The organism is Agrococcus jejuensis (genome assembly GCF_900099705.1).
In the GTDB taxonomy this organism is placed as follows: Bacteria; Actinomycetota; Actinomycetes; order Actinomycetales; family Microbacteriaceae; genus Agrococcus; species Agrococcus jejuensis.
This window is the reverse complement of record NZ_LT629695.1, coordinates 1,987,046-2,005,689: the sequence shown is the minus strand read 5'-3', so window position 1 is coordinate 2,005,689 and position 18,644 is coordinate 1,987,046. Positions and strand designations below refer to the sequence as shown.

Below are 18,644 nucleotides of genomic sequence, written 5' to 3'. Positions count from 1 at the left end.
GCCCCTAGCGTCGCACGTCGCGCGCGCACGCGGCAGGCCCGGGCGGTCGATCCGCCCGGGCCCGCCGCGGCATCGCTACGAGCAGGTGGTGCTCCACGCCGTCGCGAGCAGCGACGGCGGGCCGCCGACGTTGCGCACGACGTCGGGGGCGATCGCCGCGATGACCGCGCTCACGGGCGCCGCCGCGCAGGCGTCGTACGTGAGCAGCAGCGGGTCGCCCGTCGCGCCCACGAGGGCGCTCGCCGACAGGGCGTCGGGGAAGTTGATCCCCGTCGCCACCACGATGCCGTCGGCAGCCTCCACGTCGACGAAGCGCTCGACGAGCGCCGCGTTCGTCGCGAAGCGGTCGGGGCCCGAGATGCGCTCGGCGCTGCCCGTCTCCATCCGCGCCGCCACGATCACCGAGTACGACAGGCTCGGGCTGCCGCCCACGACCCACGCCTGCTCGACGCCGAGGTCGTGCAGCGCCTCCGCCGACACGTCGGGCAGGCCCGCACGCGCCGAGAGCAGCACCGGCACGTCGCCGATCGCCGCGGCGACGCCGCTCGCCGACAGGGCATCCGGGAACACCTCGCCGCTCGCGATGAACGCCGTCTCGGCCTCGCCGAACACCTCGGTCGCGATGCGCGCCGCGGTGTCGAACCGGTCGACGCCCGCGATGCGCGTCACGTCGGCGTCGGGGAACCGCGCCGCGAGCGCATCCTCGACCCCGTCGCTCACGGTCGTCGGCCCACCGACGATCGTGATCGACGGCGGCTGCAGCCGGTCGAGCTCCACGAGGGTGCCGTCGAGGATGCGGTCGCCGGGCACGAGCAGCAGGCTCGCGTCGTCGTGCGCGGCGGCGGGTCCGGCGGCGAGCGCGTCGGGGAACGTGCCGCCCGCCGCGATGTAGACCGGTGCGCCGGGCTCGAAGTGCGCCTGCGACGCCAGCACGTTCGTGTCGTACCTGCTCGCACCCGCGTACGTCTCGACGTCGGCGCCGGAGTCGGCCACGACCGACACCGTGACGGGGCCGGAGGCGCTGGCCGCGACCCCGTCGCCACCCGAGAAGCTCGCGACGAACGTGCGATCGCCGAGCGATGGCGCGTCGATCGTGACGGTGGCCGTGCCGGCGACGACCGGCGCGGTGCCGACGACCTCGGCGCCCTCCGAGAAGGTCACCGAGCCCGCCGTCGCCGCCGAGCCGCCGACGGCGACCGTCGCGGTCAGCACGATGTCGTCGCCGATCTCGACGGTCGACAGCGCTGCCTGCAGCGTCGTCGACGACGGCACCGCGGGCGTCTCGACCGTGATGGATGCGGTCGCGGGCGTCGCGGACTCGTCGCCCGTCGCGGTCACGACGTAGTCGCCGTCGGCGACGTCGCCGACCGGCACCTCGACGCGGAACGTGCCGTCGGTCGCCTCGACGCCGATGGGGTCGCCACCGCCCGAGAACGTCACGGTGACGTCCTCGCCGGGCGTGAAGCCCGTGCCGTCGACGGGCACGATCGCACCCGGGGCCACGGCGCCCGGGGGCACCGTGATCGTCGGCACCGGCTCGACGGCAGGGCCGACGACGATCGGGATCGTCGTCATGGTGCTCGCCGTGCCGTCGTCGACCGTGACGCTGATCGTGTACGTGCCCTCGGCGAGGTACGCGTGCGACCCGCGCACGATGCCGTCGACGATCTCGGCCTGCAGGCTCGCCTCGACCGAGGTCGGAGCATCGAGCGCAGCGCCCGAGAGGTCGATGCGCGCGATGTCCGACGGCGTGCCGTCGCCCCAGCTGACGACCGCCGTGACCTCGTCGGCCGCGGCATCCACGCCGTCGATCGTCGCGAGGTCGAGCTCGAGCTCGGCGTCGACGCTCGCCTCGAGCGTCGGCGCGACGGGCGCGACCTGCAGCGTCGGCTCGGGCAGCGTGCCGTCGAACGCGACGGCGGCGACGTGCACCTGCCCGCTCGCGAGCGTGCCGTCGGACGGCGGGAACGTGACCGACACGAGCGGCAGCGCCGCACCGTCGGCCCCGGTCGACAGCGCGACGGGCGCGGTCGCGAACAGCGACGACGGCTTCGTGTCGGTGGAGCCGGGGCCCGTGAGCCTGCCGGGCACCGTCGCCACGATGGTGTTGCCGGCCGAGGGCGACGTCGTGCCGCCGACCCAGTCGCCGAACGTGACCGGCACGTCCTGCGTCGAGCCGTCGGCGTACGTGAGCGTGAGCGTCGTCGACTGCTCGCCCTCGTTGGCCGTGCCGACGAACGACACGTGCGTCGCATCCGCCCCGACGCGCACCGGCAGCACCTGGCCGTCGGGCACGATCGTGTCGTTCGCGGCGCCGGGCAGCGCAGGCAGCACGTACGTGAACGTGCCCGTGCCGGTGCCGACCGGCAGGTCGACCGTCTCGGGCGAGCCGAACGCGAGCCCCGTCGCCTGCAGCTGCGCGAGGTCGAGGGCGGCACCCTGCCCGTCGCAGCTGCCGCCTGCGGATGCGTCGGCGAAGCAGTTCACGTTCGCGAGCGCCGCGATCGCCTCGGCGGTCGTCGACGGACGCGCGACGGTCACCTGCGTGCGCGCGGTGGCCACGAGGTCGCCGGCCGTGACCGTGACGTACGCCGTGAAGACGCCCGCGAGGTCGAACGCGTGCGGTGCCACGACCTCGTAGCCGCCGCCGACGGGCAGCGCCCGCAGCTCGGCCTCCACGGGGCCCTCGCCGTCGAGGAAGTCGACGGTCGCGGTGGGCTCGGTGCCCTCCGGCGTGCCGAGCACGGTCGCGACGGGCGCGTCGAGCTCGGTGCCGACCCAGGCCGTGAGGCCCTCGGCGGGCGTGACGGCGAACGGGCCGGGGTCGACCTCGCCGAGCAGCTCGAGCTCGGCGAGCGTCGTCGGGCCGTCGGTCGACGCGAGCACCTCGAGGCGGTACTGCGCGTACGCGCCAGGGTCCTGCACCACGAAGGGCATCGTCTGCGTCGCCCACGGGAAGACGACGTCGGCGCGCTCGTCGACGGTCGTCCACGACGTGCCGTCGTTCGAGCCCGACAGGGTCCACGCCGTCGGCGACGAGCCCGTCGCCCCGTTCGTGATCGTGTAGATCGTCGTCGTCGACGAGCCGCCGCGCAGCTGCATCTGCAGCGTGGGCGTCTCGGTGCCGAACGTGACCTCCGACGTCGAGTTGTCGTCGACGAGCCCGCCGAGCGCGGGGCCCTCGAGCCCGGCGCCGATGGTGCTGAGGTACGGGTTCGTCGCGTCGACGAGCGGCTCGTAGACCTCCTCGTCGGTGCTCGACGAGCCCCATGCCGACGGCTCCGCCTGCATCGAGAACGCCAGCGAGCTCGACTCCTGCAGCGCCGCCTGGCTCAGCACGGGCGTGTCGAGGGCCTCGCCATCGAGGCTCACGCCGCCGACGTAGATCGTCGAGTCGTCGTTGCCAGGCGCCGTGATCGTGAGGTCGCCGCCGAACGCGTCGTCGCGGTGCACGACGGCGTGGTCGAACAGCGGCGAGCCGATGACGTACTCGCCGGAGCCGAGCGCGAGCGGGTAGAAGCCGAGCGCCGAGAAGACGTACCACGACGAGGTCTCGCCGTTGTCCTCGTCGCCCGCGTAGCCCTGGCCGATCTCGCTGCCGACGTACAGGCGCGACAGCACCTCGCGCACGACCTCCTGCGTCGTCGTCGGGTCGCCGTTCGCGGCCGAGATGTACGGGGTGTGGTGCGAGACCTGGTTCGAGAAGCCGAACTGCCCCATCCGCACGTCACGAGCCTCGAAGGCCTCGTGGATGCCGCTCGACTGGGCGGTCTCGGGCGTCGAGTAGAACTCCTCGAGCTTCGCGTCGAGCCCGTCGCTGCCGCCGTAGAGGGCTGCGAGCGCCGGCACGTCGAACGGCGCGTGGAAGGCGAACGTCCACCCCGGCGCCTCCGTGTACGCGTGGTTCTGCCAGTCGGTCGGGTCGTACTCGTCGCGCGAGAGCTGCCACGTGCCGTCGGGCTCGCGCGCCTGGAAGAAGCCGACGTTCGGGTCGAACATGTTCACGAAGTCGCTCGCCCGCGAGTCGAAGTAGACGGCGTGCTCGGCGTAGACCGCCTGGCGCGCCGGGTCGACGTCGGGATCGGTCGCGAGCATCGCGGCCATGTCGGCCATCGCCGCGTCGTTGATGTTGCCCTCGAGGCCCCACGAGACGCTCTGGCCCGTCGTGGATGCCGTGTAGGCGAGGAACTGCGACGTCGTGATGCCCTTGCGGCCCACGGCGTTGGGGTTCACGAGCGTCGTGTCGCTCGCCGACGACACCGTCGCGTTGCGCAGCGCCGCCTCGTACGCCTGCTCGGCGAGGCCCGTCGAGATCGCGCCCGACGTGTACGCCTCGGCGAACGACGCATCCGACGACGTGCCGGTCATGAGGTCGGCGTAGCCCGGCGACGACCAGCGCGCGATCCATCCACCGTCGCGGTACTGCTGCACGAAGCCGTCGACGAGTCGCTCGGTCACCTCGGGGTAGAGGAACGAGTACAGCGGCCAGACGGTGCGGTACGTGTCCCAGAAGCCGTTGTTGACGAAGATCTGGCCGTCCATGATGACGGCGTTCGTCTCGGTCGCCGTCGCAGCACCCTCGGTGGCGCGCACGGGCGAGGCGTACTGCCACACCGGCGCCTCGGCGGTGCCGGTGTTCTCGGACTGCGAGTTCGGGTAGAGGTTCAGGCGGTAGAGGCCCGAGTAGAACGTGACGAGCTCGGCCTCGGTGGCGTTCGACGCCGAGAGGTCGACGACCTCGAGGCGATCGAGCCACAGGTCGCGGGCGGCGTCGCGCACCTCGCCGTACGAGCTCCCCGTCACCTCGAGGTCGAGGTTGCGCTGCGCCTGGTCGAGGGAGATGAACGACGTCGCGAAGCGCAGCTCGAGCGGCTCCTCGCCGGTCTCGAAGCGCGCCCACGCCGCGGTCGTGCGCTGCGACGCCATGCCGGTCGCGACGGGCGCGTCGGTGAACGTGCCGTACACGAACATGCGCGACGAGCCCGCCGAGAGGCCGCTGCCGCCTTCGACCCAGCCGCTCACGACGCCATCCGCCGAGATCCGCAGACCCGACTGGCCCTGCACCTGGTCGACCATGACGGTGCCGAGGTCGGCGCCGTCGGGGAAGTCGAAGCGCATGATGCCGCCGTGGTCGGTGGGCGTCATGGCTGCCGAGAGGCCGTTCACGAAGTCGACGGCGTACTCCTCGGGCGTCGCGACCTCGTCGTCGTGGCTGAACTCGAGCCTGCGCGACGCGGGCGTGCCCGACGGCTGCGCGGTGTCGAGGCTCGGCATGATCGCGAGCTGCGCGCGGTCGCCCATCCAGGGGCTCGGCTCGTGGCTGATGCCGAGCGCCTCGAGCGCAGGCAGGTTGTTCGCGGTGTTGCGCGACTGCCAGTCGTACAGCCACGACTGGGACGTCGCATTCGTCATCGGCACGAGGAAGTTGAAGCCGTTGGGCACGGCGGTGGCGGGGATGTTGTTGCCGCGCGAGAAGCCGCCGGAGGAGTTGGTGCCGCGGCGGGTGTCGACGTGGTCGAGCACCGTCTCGGCGTCGAGGGGCGTCGCGGGAGCGATCGACAGGTCGTCGACCCAGCCCGAGAAGCGCGTCGCGGCGGATCCGCCGGGGTTGTCGTACTCGAGCAGCACCTGCGTGATGGTGCCGCCCTCGAGGCTGCCGAGCGGCACGCGGATCTGGTTCCACTGGTCGGCGTACAGCGAGTGCGCCTCGCCCTGCCCGATCGCGGAGGCGGGGAACCCGTACTGGTCGACGAGCTGCGCATCCGACATCCGCACGGTCTCGCCGGCGGCCGTCTCGATGACGAGGTCGAGCGCGACGTACGTCGACGGGTACTGCAGGTCGAGGGCGTAGAGGGTGGGCAGCACGGCGTACGACAGCTCGGAGTCGGCCGCGATGGTCACGTCGAGGTCGTCGACGAGCACGTTCGTCGACGACGCGGGGCCGTCTCCGAGGTGCTGGCCGCGGTACAGCACGGCCGCGAGGCCGTCGAAGCCGCGGTTGGAGGCGATGTTGTAGCCCGACGCGGGGCCGCTGCCGACGGTCGTGCGCATCGGCGAGGCGACGGCGCCGGTGTCCTCGCCGCGCAGGTCGAGGTCGGCCAGCTGCAGCAGCGGCGCACCGTCGTTGGCCGTGATCTGCAGTCGGAAGTGCTGGTGGGTCGCGGGCGCGGCGAGCGCGTACTCGACCTGCGTGAAGGGGGCGGCGGCGCGCAGCTGCTGCACCTGCGCGTCGACGTCGACCCACGTCTCGCCGTCGTCGGAGCCCTGCAGGGTCCAGTCGCGCGGGTTGCGGTCGGCGGAGTCGTTCGCGGTCGTGAGCGCGTACGTCACGACGGTCACGGGGGCGGCGAAGTCCATCTGTACCCAGCCCGTGCGGGTGCGCGTGAGCCACTTCGAGCCGGCATCGCCGTCGAAGAGGCGCACGGCGGTCTCGCCGGGAGGGTTCTCGCCGGATGCGGTGACGGCCGAGATCTGCGACGTGAGGCTCGACGCCGGCAGCGTGCCTCCCTGCACGTTGACGGGCGGCTCGTACGCCTCCGACGGCGGCACGGGGTGCGCGGCGACGTCGGCGGTCTCGAACGACGTCGTGAAGGGCGGGTCGGCGGCGACGGCGGGAGCGGCGTCGAGGCCGATGAGCGGGATGGCGAGCAGGGCCGCGAGCGCGGCTGCCACGGGGGCGAGGATCCGACGGGATCGGGTGGACAGCGGCGTGCGACGGTGCAGCATGCGAACTCCTGGTGCCGTGACTGACATCGTTGTCAGTCGTGGGCAGGCTATGCGGATGCCGTGGCGTTCGTCAAGCGTTCCGATGCGGATGCGGTGCGTCGGCGCAGCGGCGCGCGACCGCATCGTGGCCCGAGTCCCCCGCGCGTCCGCACCCCGCGACCCCTCGCCAGCCGCGCGCCCGCGGGGTACAGTCGGGCAACCGCGACGCTCGGCATGAGGAGCAGCATGCGCATCCGCACCGCATCCGCCACCGCGATCGTCGCCGCCCTGGGGGTCGCGCTCGCGGCGCCCGCAGCGGCGCAGGCGGCACCCGTCGCCATCGCGCCGCGCTTCGCGTCGAGCGCCGCCGCGCCCGCCGGATCGTGGGCTGGCCTCGAGCCCGCAGGCACCGACGGCGTCGCCCGCACGACCGCGGCGATCACGGGCTCCACGGCGTTCACGCTGCAGGTGCACGAGCCCGCCGGCGCGACGGGTCGCGTGCTCGATCCCGCGCTCGACGGCACGGTCGCGCTCGCCGTGACGCCGCTGTCGGCCGGCGCCGCGGGCACCACCGGCGCGACCGCGTACTTCGACCCCGCGGCGCCGACGAGCGCCCCGAACGGCTGGCCGGGCGCGAACGACGTGCTCACGAGCGGCTTCGCCGTCGAGCAGGGCATCCAGACGTGGGCGTTCTCGTACGCGTTCGACTTCTCGGGCCTCGCGGGCGGCGTGCTGCCCGCCGGCTCGCGCATCGCCGTGTCCGACGTCGACGTGTGCCAGAGCGCGACCGTCGGCGGCATCGACGAGCGGTTCGCGGCCACGTCGTCGGCGACCGGGCCGTGGCTCGACTACCAGTACCGCGTCGTCGTGTCGGGCTCGCAGCCCACGCCGACGCCCACCGTCACGTTCGACGCCGACACCGGCGGGTACGCCATCACGCCGCAGTGCGTCGACCGCGGCATGACCGAGGTGCTCGTCACGACGCAGCCCGTCTCGACCCTCACGCTCGAGCTCGCCAACCGCCAGGGAGCCGGCGTCACGCGCTTCGGGCTGCTGCTGCCGACGAGCGCGCCGGCGCCGGGCATCCAGCTCGTGAAGACGACCGACGGGCAGGACGTCGCGGCCGCGCCCGGCCCGCGGCTCGTCGCCGGCGAGCCCGTCGACTACGGCTTCGCCGTCACGAACTCGGGCACGACCGACCTCGCGTCGGTGACCGTGACCGACGATCGGGTGGATGCCGCGGCGATCGACTGCGGCGACGGCACGAACGTCATCCCGCTGCTGCCGGTCGGCGCGACCGTCGACTGCGCGGCGACGGGCACGGTCGTCGTCGGCCAGCACGCGAACACGGCGACGGCGACGGGGTTGCCCGTCGACTCGCGCGGTGCGCCCGTCGCGGGTGCCGCGTCGCCGTCGGCGCAGGACTCGTCGTGGCATCTCGGCGTGGTCGACCCGTCGGCATCCATCGCGACGAGCGCGTCGACGGGCGAGGCGCAGCCCGGCGAGACGGTGACGTTCACGACGACGGTCGGGAACACGGGCGTCACGACGCTCGACGGCGCCGTCGTGGAGGCCCCGGTGCCCGACGGGTTCGAGGTGACGGATGCGGGCGGCGGCGTCGTGACCGACGGGGGCGCATCGGGCAGCAGCGTGCGGTGGGAGGTCGGCGAGCTCGCCGCGGGCGAGACCGCCACGCTGACGCTCACGGGCGTCGTGCGCGAGACGCAGCCGGGCGCCGTGCTCGAGCTGCGCGCGAGCGGCTCGGCGTCGGTCGGCGAGACGACCGTGGCGCTGCAGCCCGTCGAGGCGTGCGTCGACGACGAGACCGCCTCGTGCGCCGTCGTGACGGTCGCGGCGGTCGCCCCGCCGTCGACCGCGCCGCCCACGACGACGCCGTCGACCCCTCCGAGCACCCCGCCGTCCGTCGACCCTGGCGCGAGCGGCACGCTGCCCGCGACGGGCTCCGACCTCGCGCCCGTCGCGTGGATCGTCGCGATGGCGACGCTGCTCGTGGGGCTCGGCGTCGTGCTGCGGCGCCGCACGCGCTGACGTCACACGGCTGCAACGTCGAGGGCTCGCGAACGTTCACGTCGTCGTAACGCCGGGGTTCGGGGTACGTGCCAGCCTGGGCATCCCGACGGACGGAGCACCCCATGCGATCCACCGACCACCGCTCGCCCCTCGCCACCGACGCCGCCCTCGCGCTGCTGCGCGTCGTGCTCGGCGGCGTCATGATGGCCCACGGCCTGCAGAAGCTGCTCGGCGGCGGCATCGCCGGCACCGCATCCGGATTCCGCGACATGGGCATCCCGCTCGCCGACCTCGCGGCCCCCGCCGTCATCGCCGTCGAGGTGCTCGGCGGCGCCGCGATGATCGCGGGCCTGCTCGTGCCGCTCGTCGCCATCGCGTTCGTCGCTGTGCTCGGCGTCGCCGCGGTGCTCGTGCACGGCCCCGCGGGCTTCTTCGCGCAGGCGGGCGGCTTCGAGTACCCGGCGGTGCTCGCCGTCGCCTCCGCCGCGATGGGCATCGCGGGCAGCGGACGCTTCGGCCTCGACGCCATCCTCGCCGCACGCCTCGCACGTCGGCCGTCGCGCGTCGGGGCGCCCGCGGCCGCGCGCTGAGGGCGCGCGCCGCGTCGAAACCGCACGTGCGCGGGCTCTCGCGTGCGATGGGCCCCCGAGACCCCTGCGCGGCGCGGATTCGGCGCGGATGCGCTCGGTCCGGGCGGCGCGCATCCAGCGACGAGGCCTAGCCTCGCGACATGCACGTCTCCCACCGTCGCCCGCTCGCCGTAGCCGCCGCCATCCTCGCGGCGGCCGTCGCGCTCACGGGCTGCATCCCGAGCATCCCGCAGCCGCCGAGCCCCACGACGACGAGCGACCCCACCACGACGCAGCCGCCGGCCGACGCGAGCCTCGACGACTACCTGACCGCCGCGACCGCCGAGGGCGGCGCGGCCGTCGGCTCGGCGTCGGGCGACGCCGTCGCGGGCGGCGAGGGCGGCGCGGTGCAGACGAGCGACTCGGCGATCGCCGTGAACGGCGGCTCGATCGAGATCGTCGTCGAGTCCGACGTGCCGTTCGACACCGTGCTCGTCGGCGCCGGCTCGACGACGGTCGGCTCGGCGACGCCGACGGCGTGGCCGGGCTCGTACGAGATCGCCCTCGGTGCCGCGACCACCTCGACGTCGATCGTCGTGACGGTGTCGCAGGCGCCGCCGTCGACGGAGTTCTCGGTCGTCGTCGCCGTCGTCGGCACCGATGGCACCGTGAGCGCCGTGGATGCGACGAACGTGTCGATCGTCGAGGTCGGCACGGGCGACGTGCAGGTGAGCGTGTCGTGGAACGAGGACGTCGACGTCGACCTCTACGTCGTCGACCCGAACGGCGAGACGATCTACTACGGCGCGACGACGTCGTCGTCGGGCGGCGAGCTCGACCTCGACTCGAACCCGTCGTGCCAGATCGACGGCATCCGCAACGAGAACGTGACGTGGCCCCTCGGCGAGGCGCCGTCGGGCACGTACGAGGTGCGGCTCAACCTCTATGCCGACTGCAACATCGACCAGACGAGCTGGGTCGTGACGGTGCAGGCGATCGGCCGCACGTACCGGTGGGAGGGCGTGCTCGAGGCGCCCGGCCGCGGCGGCGGCGAGGATGAGGGCATCCTCATCGCCCGCTTCGACGTGCCCTAGGCGCTCGGGTCGGCGCGGCGCGCGGCGGCCTCGGCACGGTCGGCCTGGCGGCGGCGGTTGACGGCGACGATGCACCAGAGCACGAACGCGAAGCCAGCGGCAGCGGCGAGCGCGCCGACCCAGCCGAGCACCCGTAGCTCCGCGTCCGCGCGGGGATCGACGAGCACGAAGCCCACGCGCCGCACGAGGCCCGCCCGTCCCGGTGGGAAGGACGCGTCGTAGGGATCCGACGCGATGGCCGCGGCGACGCCGAGCGCGACGTAGCCTGCGAGCCCGCCGACGCCGGATGCGATGGCTCCGCCGCGCTCGGCGCGCGTGAGTCGCGCCTTCGACGGACGGCCACGGCGTCCCGTCCCGAGCCCGCGCTCCGGGGGCGTCGCGCCGTCGCGGAGCCCGCGGGCACCGCTCGCGGCGCGAGCCTCCATCCGCCTGAGAAACCCCCGGTCCCACGGTTCCTGGAGCCACGCGTTCAGCACCGCAGCCAGCCGCGAGCAGGCGTTCTCGTCGCCGAGGATGTCGCGGAGGACGACGGTCGTGCCGTCCTTGCAGAACACGTGGATGCTCGCCATCGGGTGCCACATCCCGCGCGGCACCACGAACCAGTCCCAGAGGCCGCCGTCTGCGGGGCGGCCACCGAATCGCTCGATGTCGTCGCGATCGAGCACGTACGTGCGCGTGCGCCCGTGCACGATGACGCGATCCGCCTCGAGCACGAGGCCGGTCCTCGCGAAGATGACGTTGCTGACGACGAGGAACGCGAGGTAGGTGCAGCCCGCCAGGAACAGCCAGTGCAGGTCGTCCTGCGGACGCAGCAGGGTCGGCACGACGACGACCGCGACGAGCATGCACGTCACGAGCCACCACCACCAGCTCGTCAGCTGCATGTGGATGCCCCGCGACCGCCGCAGCATCCGCGACCGCGTCGCGCGCAACGAGGCACGCTCGGTCGCGTCGGCGGGGTCGGAGGTCACGTCCTCATGCTGGCCGACGCGCGCCGTCGGCCGGCGTCGGCGTGCCGTCGCCACGTCAGGGCGCGACGCGGATCGTGCCGGTCGACGAGGCCGCGACCGTGACGCCGTCGGCGACGACTGCGACGTCGACCGTCGCCTCGCCGGCGACGTCGGCGCCGGGGTCGACCGCCTCGACGACCAGCACGACGGCGTCGGCGCTCGACGAGGGCGGGATGCACGCGCCTCCGCCCGCGGTCGACGGACAGCGCCACGCGCCCGCGTCGACGATGCGCATGGTCGTCGGCAGGTCGACGCGCAGCGAGTCGACCGTCGCCCCCGACCGCAGGCCGAGGTCGACCGCGATCGTCGTGGCGCCCGCGCCGACGGCGACGTCGATCGTCAGGGATGCGGGATTCGCCTGCGTCGATGCCTCCGGGGCTCCCGCCGAGTCGCTCGGCTCGGCAGTGGGCGGGGCGCTCGGCTCCGGCGCCTCGGTCGCCGTTGGCGCTGGAGCAGCCACCGTCGGCGACGCCACGGGCGCCGACGACGTCGGTGCGACCTGCTGGGTCACGACGAACGCCGCGACGACGCCAGCCACCACGAGCAGCCCGAGGAGCACGGAGCCGGCGATGCGGACGCCACGACTCGATCGCGGAGCGCGACGACCAGACGCGACGGCCCCCGCGCCGCCGGCGACGCCGGCCTCGACGGCGGCGTGCGCCGACGCCGCGCCGCCGACCATCTGGGTGAGCACGACGAGCGGCAGCACGAGGGCGAGCGCGGGCAGCGCCGCGAAGCGGGCGAGCGCGCGCCTGCAGCGGGCGCACTCGTCGAGGTGCTCGCATGCGGACGCGACCGGCGTGCCCTCGGCGGCGAGGGCCTCGCGGTGCGCCGCGCACGCGTCGACGCCCTCCGCCTCGAGCATCGTGCGTCGGATCTCGACGCGCAGCGCCTTCCGCGCGCGGCTCGCAGCCGCTGCGACCGTGTTCGCCGCCTCGCCGGTGACGGCCGCGATCTCGCGAGGCTTCATGCCGTCGACGGCGACGGCGGTCAGCAGCTCGCGCTGCCTGCGCGGCAGGCGTGCCATCGCCGCCGCGACGATCTCGAGCTCGCTGGCGACGTCGGTCGGCCGCTGCTCGTCGGCATCCTCCACGCGCACGTGGGCGTCGGCGAGCGCCGTGAAGTCGTCGGCGCCGACGTCGCCGATCGCCGGTGCGCGCCGCAGGTCGATGACCCGGTTGCGGATCGCGCGCGCGAGGTACGCGACCGGGTTCTCCGACGGCCCCTGCCCGTCGCGGAAGCGCTCGATGAGCCGCAGCATGACCTCGGAGGCGAGGTCGTCGGCGTCGAGTCGCGCGTGGCTGCGGCCGATCTCGCGGTGCGCGATGCGCACGAGCAGCGGATGCAGCTGGCCGAAGAGCGCGCCGAGCGCCTCGGCGTCGCCGTCGCGGGCCTTCGCCGTGAGGTCGTCCACGAGGGCACGCTGCGCAGGGGTCACCGACGGTCACCCGCGCGGCGACCCCTGTGGGAGTCGAGTGCTCGCTGCATTCCTCTCTGCAAGACGAGCGACGCGTCGGATCATGACGCGCCGGGCCGGGATCGGCGGTCGCGGGCGCTCCCACGCAGATCCGGCTCGCGTCAGGTCGGCTCGGCGGTCACCCACTCCAGCCAGCGCTCGTCGGGCCGTTCCTCGGCGCCGTGCGCTCGCGCGCACGCATCCGAGCAGAAGGCGAAGCCGAAGGCGGCGTCGTGGATCCAGCGCTTGCGCGCCCAGAACCGGTCCATGATCGCCACGATGCTCGGATCCTCGGCGAGCACGTCGTCGAGCCGCGCTCGCAGCACCTCGACGTGGCGCCCGCAGCGGTCGCACGTGATGCCCAGCACGATGCTCACGATCGTCGACTCCTGGCTCTGGACGTGTCCTCGCTCTGATGACGGTCGACAGTGGACATCGTGACGCGCAGGGCGGAGGCGGACGTGCAGGACGTCCGCCTCCGCTCCCCCGCTACCGCTGCGCGCGTCGTCGCCGTGCGGCGACGACCAGCATGACCGCGCCTGCCGCGACGAGCAGCGCGGCGATCGTCAGCGCCCACGCACCGATCTCGAGGCCGGTCCGCGGCAGCGCGGCCACGGCCGGCGGCACACGATGCGTCGTCGTGCACGTGGCCGCCGGGTCGCAGCTGCCGCGCGCGTCGTCGGTCGTGACGACGTTCTGCAGGCGTCCATCGCCGCCGGCGACGACCGTCACCGAGTACGAGATCGTCACCGTCTGGCCGGGCGCGAGGTCACCGGTCCACACGAGGGCCGACCCGTCGCGCACGACCGAGCCCGACGTCGCCTGCGCGTCGCCGTTCCATCGTGCGTCGTCGAGCACGGCCGACAGGTCGTCGACGATCGACGCGTCGTCGATCGCGCCGGTGCCGGTGCTGCGCACCGTGAGCGCGTACGTCACGACGTCGCCGGGCGCGACCTCCGTCCCGGATGCAGGATCGGCCGTCTTGGCGACGACGAAGCCGCCGACGGGGTGCTCGGTGCTGCACGCATCGGCGCAGCCATCGCTCGTCACGACGTTGCGCAGCGTGGCGTCGCCGTCGGCGGTCACGATCACCGAGTAGGTGATGGTCGCGACCTCGCCGGGCTGCAGCGTGCCCGACCACGAGAGCGTCGATCCGTCGACGTCGACGGTGCCGAGGGTCGCCTGCGCGGTGCCGACGAGCGTCGCGTCGTCGAGCACGTCGGCGAGGTCGTCGACGAGCGCGGCCTCGACCGCACCCTCGCCGCGCTGCGTCACGATGATGGTGTACGCGACGGCCTGCCCGACGGCGACCGTCGCCCCCGACATCGGATCCGCGGACTTCGCCACCGCGTAGTCGCCCGTGATGTGCTCGGTCGTGCACGCCTCGGCGCATCCGGGGCTCGTCACGACGTTGGCGAGCGAGGTGTCGCCAGCGCCGGTGACGACCACCGAGTAGGTCACGGTGACCACGTCGCCGACCGCGAGGTCGCCCGACCACGTGAGCGCGCCCGTCGTCTCGTCGAACGCCGCGTGGCCCGCCGAGGCGACGACGTCGCCGTCGAGCTCGGCGTCGTCGAGCACGGCCGTGAGGTCGTCGACGAACGTCGCACCGTCGACCGCTCCCGCACCCGTCTGCGAGACCGTGACGACGTAGTCGATGCGGTCGCCGATCGCGACGGTCGAGCCCGACGCCGGATCGGAGGACTTCGCGACGACGTAGCCGCCCACGAGGTGCTGCGTGGAGCAGTCGGAGGTGCATCCGGGGCTCGTCACGACGTTGTCGAGCACGGCGTCGCCGGCGCCGGTGACCCGCACCGAGTACGTGATGGTCACGACGTCGCCGACCGCGAGGTCGCCGCTCCAGGTGAGCGTCGACGTCGCGGCGTCGAACGCCACGTCGCCCGACGAGGCGACGGCGTCGTCGGCGAACGTCGCGTCGTCGAGCACCGCCGTCAGGTCGTCGACGAGCGTCGCGCCCGCGACCGAGCCGGCACCCTGCTGCGTCACGGTGAGCGTGTACGCGACGACGTCGCCGGCCGCGACGCTCGATCCCGATGCGGGATCGGCATCCTTCGCCACGACGTAGGTGCCCACGAGGTGCTCCGTGCCGCACTCGGTCGTGCATCCCGGGCTCGTGACGACGTTGCCGAGGCGCGCGTCGCCCGCGCCGGTCACCTCGACGGAGTAGGTGATCGTCACGACGTCGCCGACCGCGAGGTCGCCGGTCCACGTCAGCGCACCCGTCGTCGGATCGACCGCGACGGAGCCCGCCGACGCCGTCGCGTCGCCGCGGTACGTCGCGTCGTCGAGCACGTCCGACAGGTCGTCGACGAGCGTCGCGTCCTGCACGGCGGCCTGGCCGGCCTGCGTCACCGTGAGCGTGTACGTCACGACGTCCCCGGGCGCGACGCTCGAGCCCGAGGGCGGATCGGCGGACTTCACGACCGAGTACGAGCCGACGGGATGCGCGGTCGAGCAGTCGCCGGCGCATCCAGGGCTCGTCACGACGTTCGCGAGCATCGCGTCGCCGGCCCCGGTGACGGTGACCGAGTACGTGATGGTGACGACGTCGCCGTCGGCGAGGTCGCCCGTCCACGACAGCCGCCCGGTGGCCTCGTCGAACGTCAGGTCGCCCGCGGTCGCCGTCGCGTCACCGAGGTAGGTCGCGTCGTCGAGCACGTCGGAGAGGTCGTCGACGAGCATCGCGCCGGGCACGGGGGCGGTGCCCACGTGCGTGACGGTGATCGTGTACGTGATGGTGTCGCCGAGCGTGACGGCCGTGCCCGACTCGGGGTCGGCCTCCTTGTCGACGACGTAGCCGCCGACCGGCGTCTCGGTCGAGTCCGGCGGGCTGGTCACGGGCGGCAGCAGCGGCGGCACGCCCGTGGCGGTGGCCGTGTTCACGACCTGCCCGTTCGTGACGTCGGCTGCGGTGATCGTGTACGGGGCGTCGGCCGTGCACGTCGCGACGCCGCCTGGCTGCAGCGTCGTCGGTGCGCACGTGACGCCGATGCCCGCAGCGGCGAGCATGTCGTCGTGCACGACGACGTCGGTGAGCGTCGTCTCGCCCGTGTTCGTGACGGTGAAGCCCCAGAGGATCTGGTCGCCGGCATCGTGGACGCCGTTGCCGTTCACGTCGACGACGTCGGTGATCTCCTTGTCGAGCCCGATGCCCGGCTGCAGGGGGATGTTCGTGAACGTGCAGCGCACGTCGAGCGCGCCCGATCCCTGTGCCACCGAGACCGAGCCGCTCGTACCCGAGCCCGACGCCACGACGGTGCCCGACGCCTCGTCGACGCACTGCCAGGTCGTCGTGTAGTTCGCCAGGTCGGTCGTGCCCACGCCGACCTCGGTGAAGGTGCCAGCGACGCCGTCCACGCCGAGCAGCGGACCGGCCGTCTCGCTCGCCTGGTCCTGCACGCCGACGTCGTCGCCCTCCGTCACGCCGACGTACGGCGTCTGGGTGCCGGAGCCGCTCAGCTCGACGCGGAACTGGTCGGTCGGCGCGTAGCGCCCCTCCGGCAGGTCCTTCTCGACGAGCAGCAGGTTCGGGTACGCGCAGCTCGCCATGTCGGCGAGCGTGCCAGGCACGGTCACGGCCGTCTGCGACAGGATGGCGCCCGTCTGCGGCGCGACACGGGTCACGGTCGTGCCGGAGCCGATGGCGATGCTGCCGTCGGCGACGACGGCGAGCGACGCGTACTGCCCGAGGTTCGCGGGCATCGTGCTGATCGATGCCGCCGTGTAGGCGACGGAGCCGGCGGCCGTGGCGATGGGCGCATCGACGCGCGCGAACGTGCCCGCCGCGGTCGAGCTCGAGTTCGACACGACGTAGAGGTTGCCGACCGCGTCGAACGCCATGTCGCCGTTGGTGCCGAGGCCGGAGATCGTGCCCACCTGCCCGATGAGCGTGCTCGTGGCGGTGTCGAACGCGTAGAGCACCCAGGGCGAGCCACCGGTCGCGAAGTAGTAGATGCCCGTCGCCGGGTCGATGGCGCCCGCGATCGTCGCCGACGTGTTCGCGACGCCAGGGAACGTCTGCGTCGTCTCGGTCGCCGCGTCGTAGCGCAGCACCTGTCCGGCGGTGCGGTCGTAGCCGTACAGCAGGTCGCCACCGCCCTCGGGCAGCGCGATGGCGTTCACGGCGTTGCCCGCAGGCACCGTGAAGGCGCCGTTCGCCGACGTCGCGCCGGTGGCGGCGTCGATCCTCGTGATCTGCCCGGTGCCACTCGTCGCGTAGACGACGCCGCTCGTGCACGTGAACGCGGGCTGCGCGGCCTGCGCCGCAGGTGCGGCGAGGGAGGAGACGGCCGTCACCCCGGCCAGCGCGAGCATCCCTGCCACGAGCATGCTCGTCCATCGGCGGACTCGCGCTGCGGTGCTGCGGCGTGCGTCTGGGGTGGTGGGCACGGAGACTCCTCGATCCGAGGCGCAGTCGGTTCAGACGCCTCCAGGTGTCAAGACGAGGCGCGGTCGCGAACGTGACGCGGGTGCGCAGGACTCGTCGACGACTGTCCCCCGACGCTCCGATGCCCATCCGCGCGGCGTCACGAATCGATGCGCGACGCGTCAGCGGATGCGTGACCACCGATCCGAGGAGCCTGCCGATGGATGCGGACCCGACCACCGTGCGACTGACCGACCGTGCGTTGGCGCGCATCGCCGTCGTGCATCGACGCGCATCCGATCGACTCGACGTCGTCGCGCTCCAGCGAGCGACGGAGCGGCGACCGGATGTCGCGGCACCCACCGCGCCGTGCGATGGGGATGCGCCGTGACGCATGCGGTCGTCGCGTGGACGCGCCTCGAGGCCGCCTCGCGCGCGCTCGTGACGGCCCTCCGCGCGGAGGCTGCCACGACGGACGACGACGAGCTGCGATCGCTGCTCGAGGCGAGCCGGGCCGCCGTGGAGCGCGAGACGAGGATGGCCGCGCGCTCGTCGACTGCGGCCGTCGACCGCAAGGTGCGCGAGCTGGAGTGGCGGCTCGCCGTGCTCGCGGACGTCGCCGAGGCGGTCCGCGTGCCGCGGGGCCGCGGGTGGCGACGCGACGCCGACCTCACCGACTTCCTCGTGGACGTGCGGCCGCGCGACCGGTGAGCTCGTCGGTGCCGCAGCGCCTGCAGCCGCGTGGGATCATGGAGTCCATGCCCGACGCGAACGAGCCCCCCGCGGGTCTCGGCGACGGCATCCGCGCCCGCATGCTGCTCGTCGGCGGGGCATCCGGATCGGGCAAGTCGCGACTCGCGGAGTCCTCCGGGCTGCCGGTGCTGCGCCTCGACGACTTCTACCGCGTCGCGGGCGACCCGGCGCTGCCGCTGCTCGAGACCGGCGAGGTCGACTGGGATCACCCCGGCTCCTGGCACCTGCCCGACGCGATCGCGGCGATCGAGCAGCTCGCGACGACCGGACGCACGCAGGTGCCCGACTACGACATCTCGCTGAGCGACCGCGTCGGCTGGCGCACGCTCGACCTCGGCGACGCGCAGGCGTTCGTCGCCGAGGGCATCTTCGCGAGCGAGGTCGTCGCGCCGGCGCTCGAGCGCGGCCTGCTGCTCGATGCGATCGCGGTGCGCCGCCCGCGCGGCGCCACGATGGCGTTCCGCTTCCTGCGCGACCTGCGCGAGCGGCGCAAGAGCCCCGCGTTCCTCGTGCGCCGCGGGCTGCTGCTCGCGCGCCGCGAGCCGGCGATCGTGCGAGCGCTGACGGATGCGGGATGCCGCCCGCTGCGGCCGCGCGCGATCCGCCGCGAGCTCGCGCGCCACGCCGCCTGATCCGAGC

Annotated in this window: 10 protein-coding genes; 5 read left to right on the top strand and 5 right to left on the bottom strand. The window is 73.7% G+C overall.

Translation table 11 applies throughout. The features are described from left to right. Nucleotides 1-75: 75 nt before the first annotated feature. Nucleotides 76-6,672 (bottom strand): GH92 family glycosyl hydrolase, encoded by a 6,597-nt coding sequence (locus tag BLQ67_RS09435; RefSeq protein WP_172802286.1) that lies wholly within the window; start codon nucleotides 6,670-6,672, stop codon nucleotides 76-78. Nucleotides 6,673-6,951: 279 nt separating this feature from the next. Between BLQ67_RS09435 and BLQ67_RS09430 the strand changes: the two genes are divergently transcribed. The 3 genes from BLQ67_RS09430 (at nucleotide 6,952) to BLQ67_RS09420 (ending at nucleotide 10,399) form a co-directional block, all read left to right on the top strand. After that, complete coding sequence (locus BLQ67_RS09430; protein WP_157674772.1) at nucleotides 6,952-8,754, top strand: DUF7507 domain-containing protein; 1,803 nt, start codon at nucleotides 6,952-6,954, stop codon at nucleotides 8,752-8,754. Between the two features lie 104 nt (nucleotides 8,755-8,858). Next, on the top strand, nucleotides 8,859-9,326 hold the full coding sequence (locus BLQ67_RS09425) for a DoxX family protein (RefSeq protein ID WP_092504509.1): 468 nt from the start codon (nucleotides 8,859-8,861) through the stop codon (nucleotides 9,324-9,326). Nucleotides 9,327-9,466: 140 nt separating this feature from the next. Further along, entirely contained in the window at nucleotides 9,467-10,399 is a 933-nt protein-coding gene (locus BLQ67_RS09420) for a hypothetical protein (RefSeq protein WP_092504507.1), read from the top strand. Here the strand turns inward: BLQ67_RS09420 and BLQ67_RS09415 are convergent. The 4 genes from BLQ67_RS09415 to BLQ67_RS09400 all read right to left on the bottom strand — a co-directional run bounded on the left by BLQ67_RS09415 (nucleotide 10,396) and on the right by BLQ67_RS09400 (nucleotide 17,200). After that, nucleotides 10,396-11,370, bottom strand: coding sequence for a hypothetical protein (locus tag BLQ67_RS09415; RefSeq protein ID WP_157674770.1), 975 nt, complete (start codon nucleotides 11,368-11,370; stop codon nucleotides 10,396-10,398). The genes BLQ67_RS09420 and BLQ67_RS09415 overlap by 4 nt on opposite strands. A 55-nt stretch (nucleotides 11,371-11,425) precedes the next feature. Continuing rightward, nucleotides 11,426-12,823 carry an RNA polymerase sigma factor gene (locus BLQ67_RS09410; RefSeq protein ID WP_172802285.1) on the bottom strand — a complete coding sequence of 466 codons (1,398 nt, stop codon included), beginning with the start codon at nucleotides 12,821-12,823 and terminating at the stop codon, nucleotides 11,426-11,428. Between the two features lie 164 nt (nucleotides 12,824-12,987). Further along, on the bottom strand, nucleotides 12,988-13,242 hold the full coding sequence (locus tag BLQ67_RS09405; RefSeq protein WP_092504503.1) for a hypothetical protein: 255 nt from the start codon (nucleotides 13,240-13,242) through the stop codon (nucleotides 12,988-12,990). 112 nt (nucleotides 13,243-13,354) lie between these two features. Continuing rightward, nucleotides 13,355-17,200, bottom strand: a complete 3,846-nt coding sequence (locus BLQ67_RS09400) for a beta strand repeat-containing protein (RefSeq protein ID WP_092504501.1) — start codon at nucleotides 17,198-17,200, stop codon at nucleotides 13,355-13,357. Between the two features lie 439 nt (nucleotides 17,201-17,639). Between BLQ67_RS09400 and BLQ67_RS09395 the strand changes: the two genes are divergently transcribed. Next, nucleotides 17,640-17,963, top strand: coding sequence for a hypothetical protein (locus BLQ67_RS09395; RefSeq protein ID WP_092504499.1), 324 nt, complete (start codon nucleotides 17,640-17,642; stop codon nucleotides 17,961-17,963). 47 nt (nucleotides 17,964-18,010) lie between these two features. Next, complete coding sequence (locus tag BLQ67_RS09390) at nucleotides 18,011-18,637, top strand: ATP-binding protein (RefSeq protein ID WP_197674592.1); 627 nt, start codon at nucleotides 18,011-18,013, stop codon at nucleotides 18,635-18,637. Nucleotides 18,638-18,644: the final 7 nt, after the last annotated feature.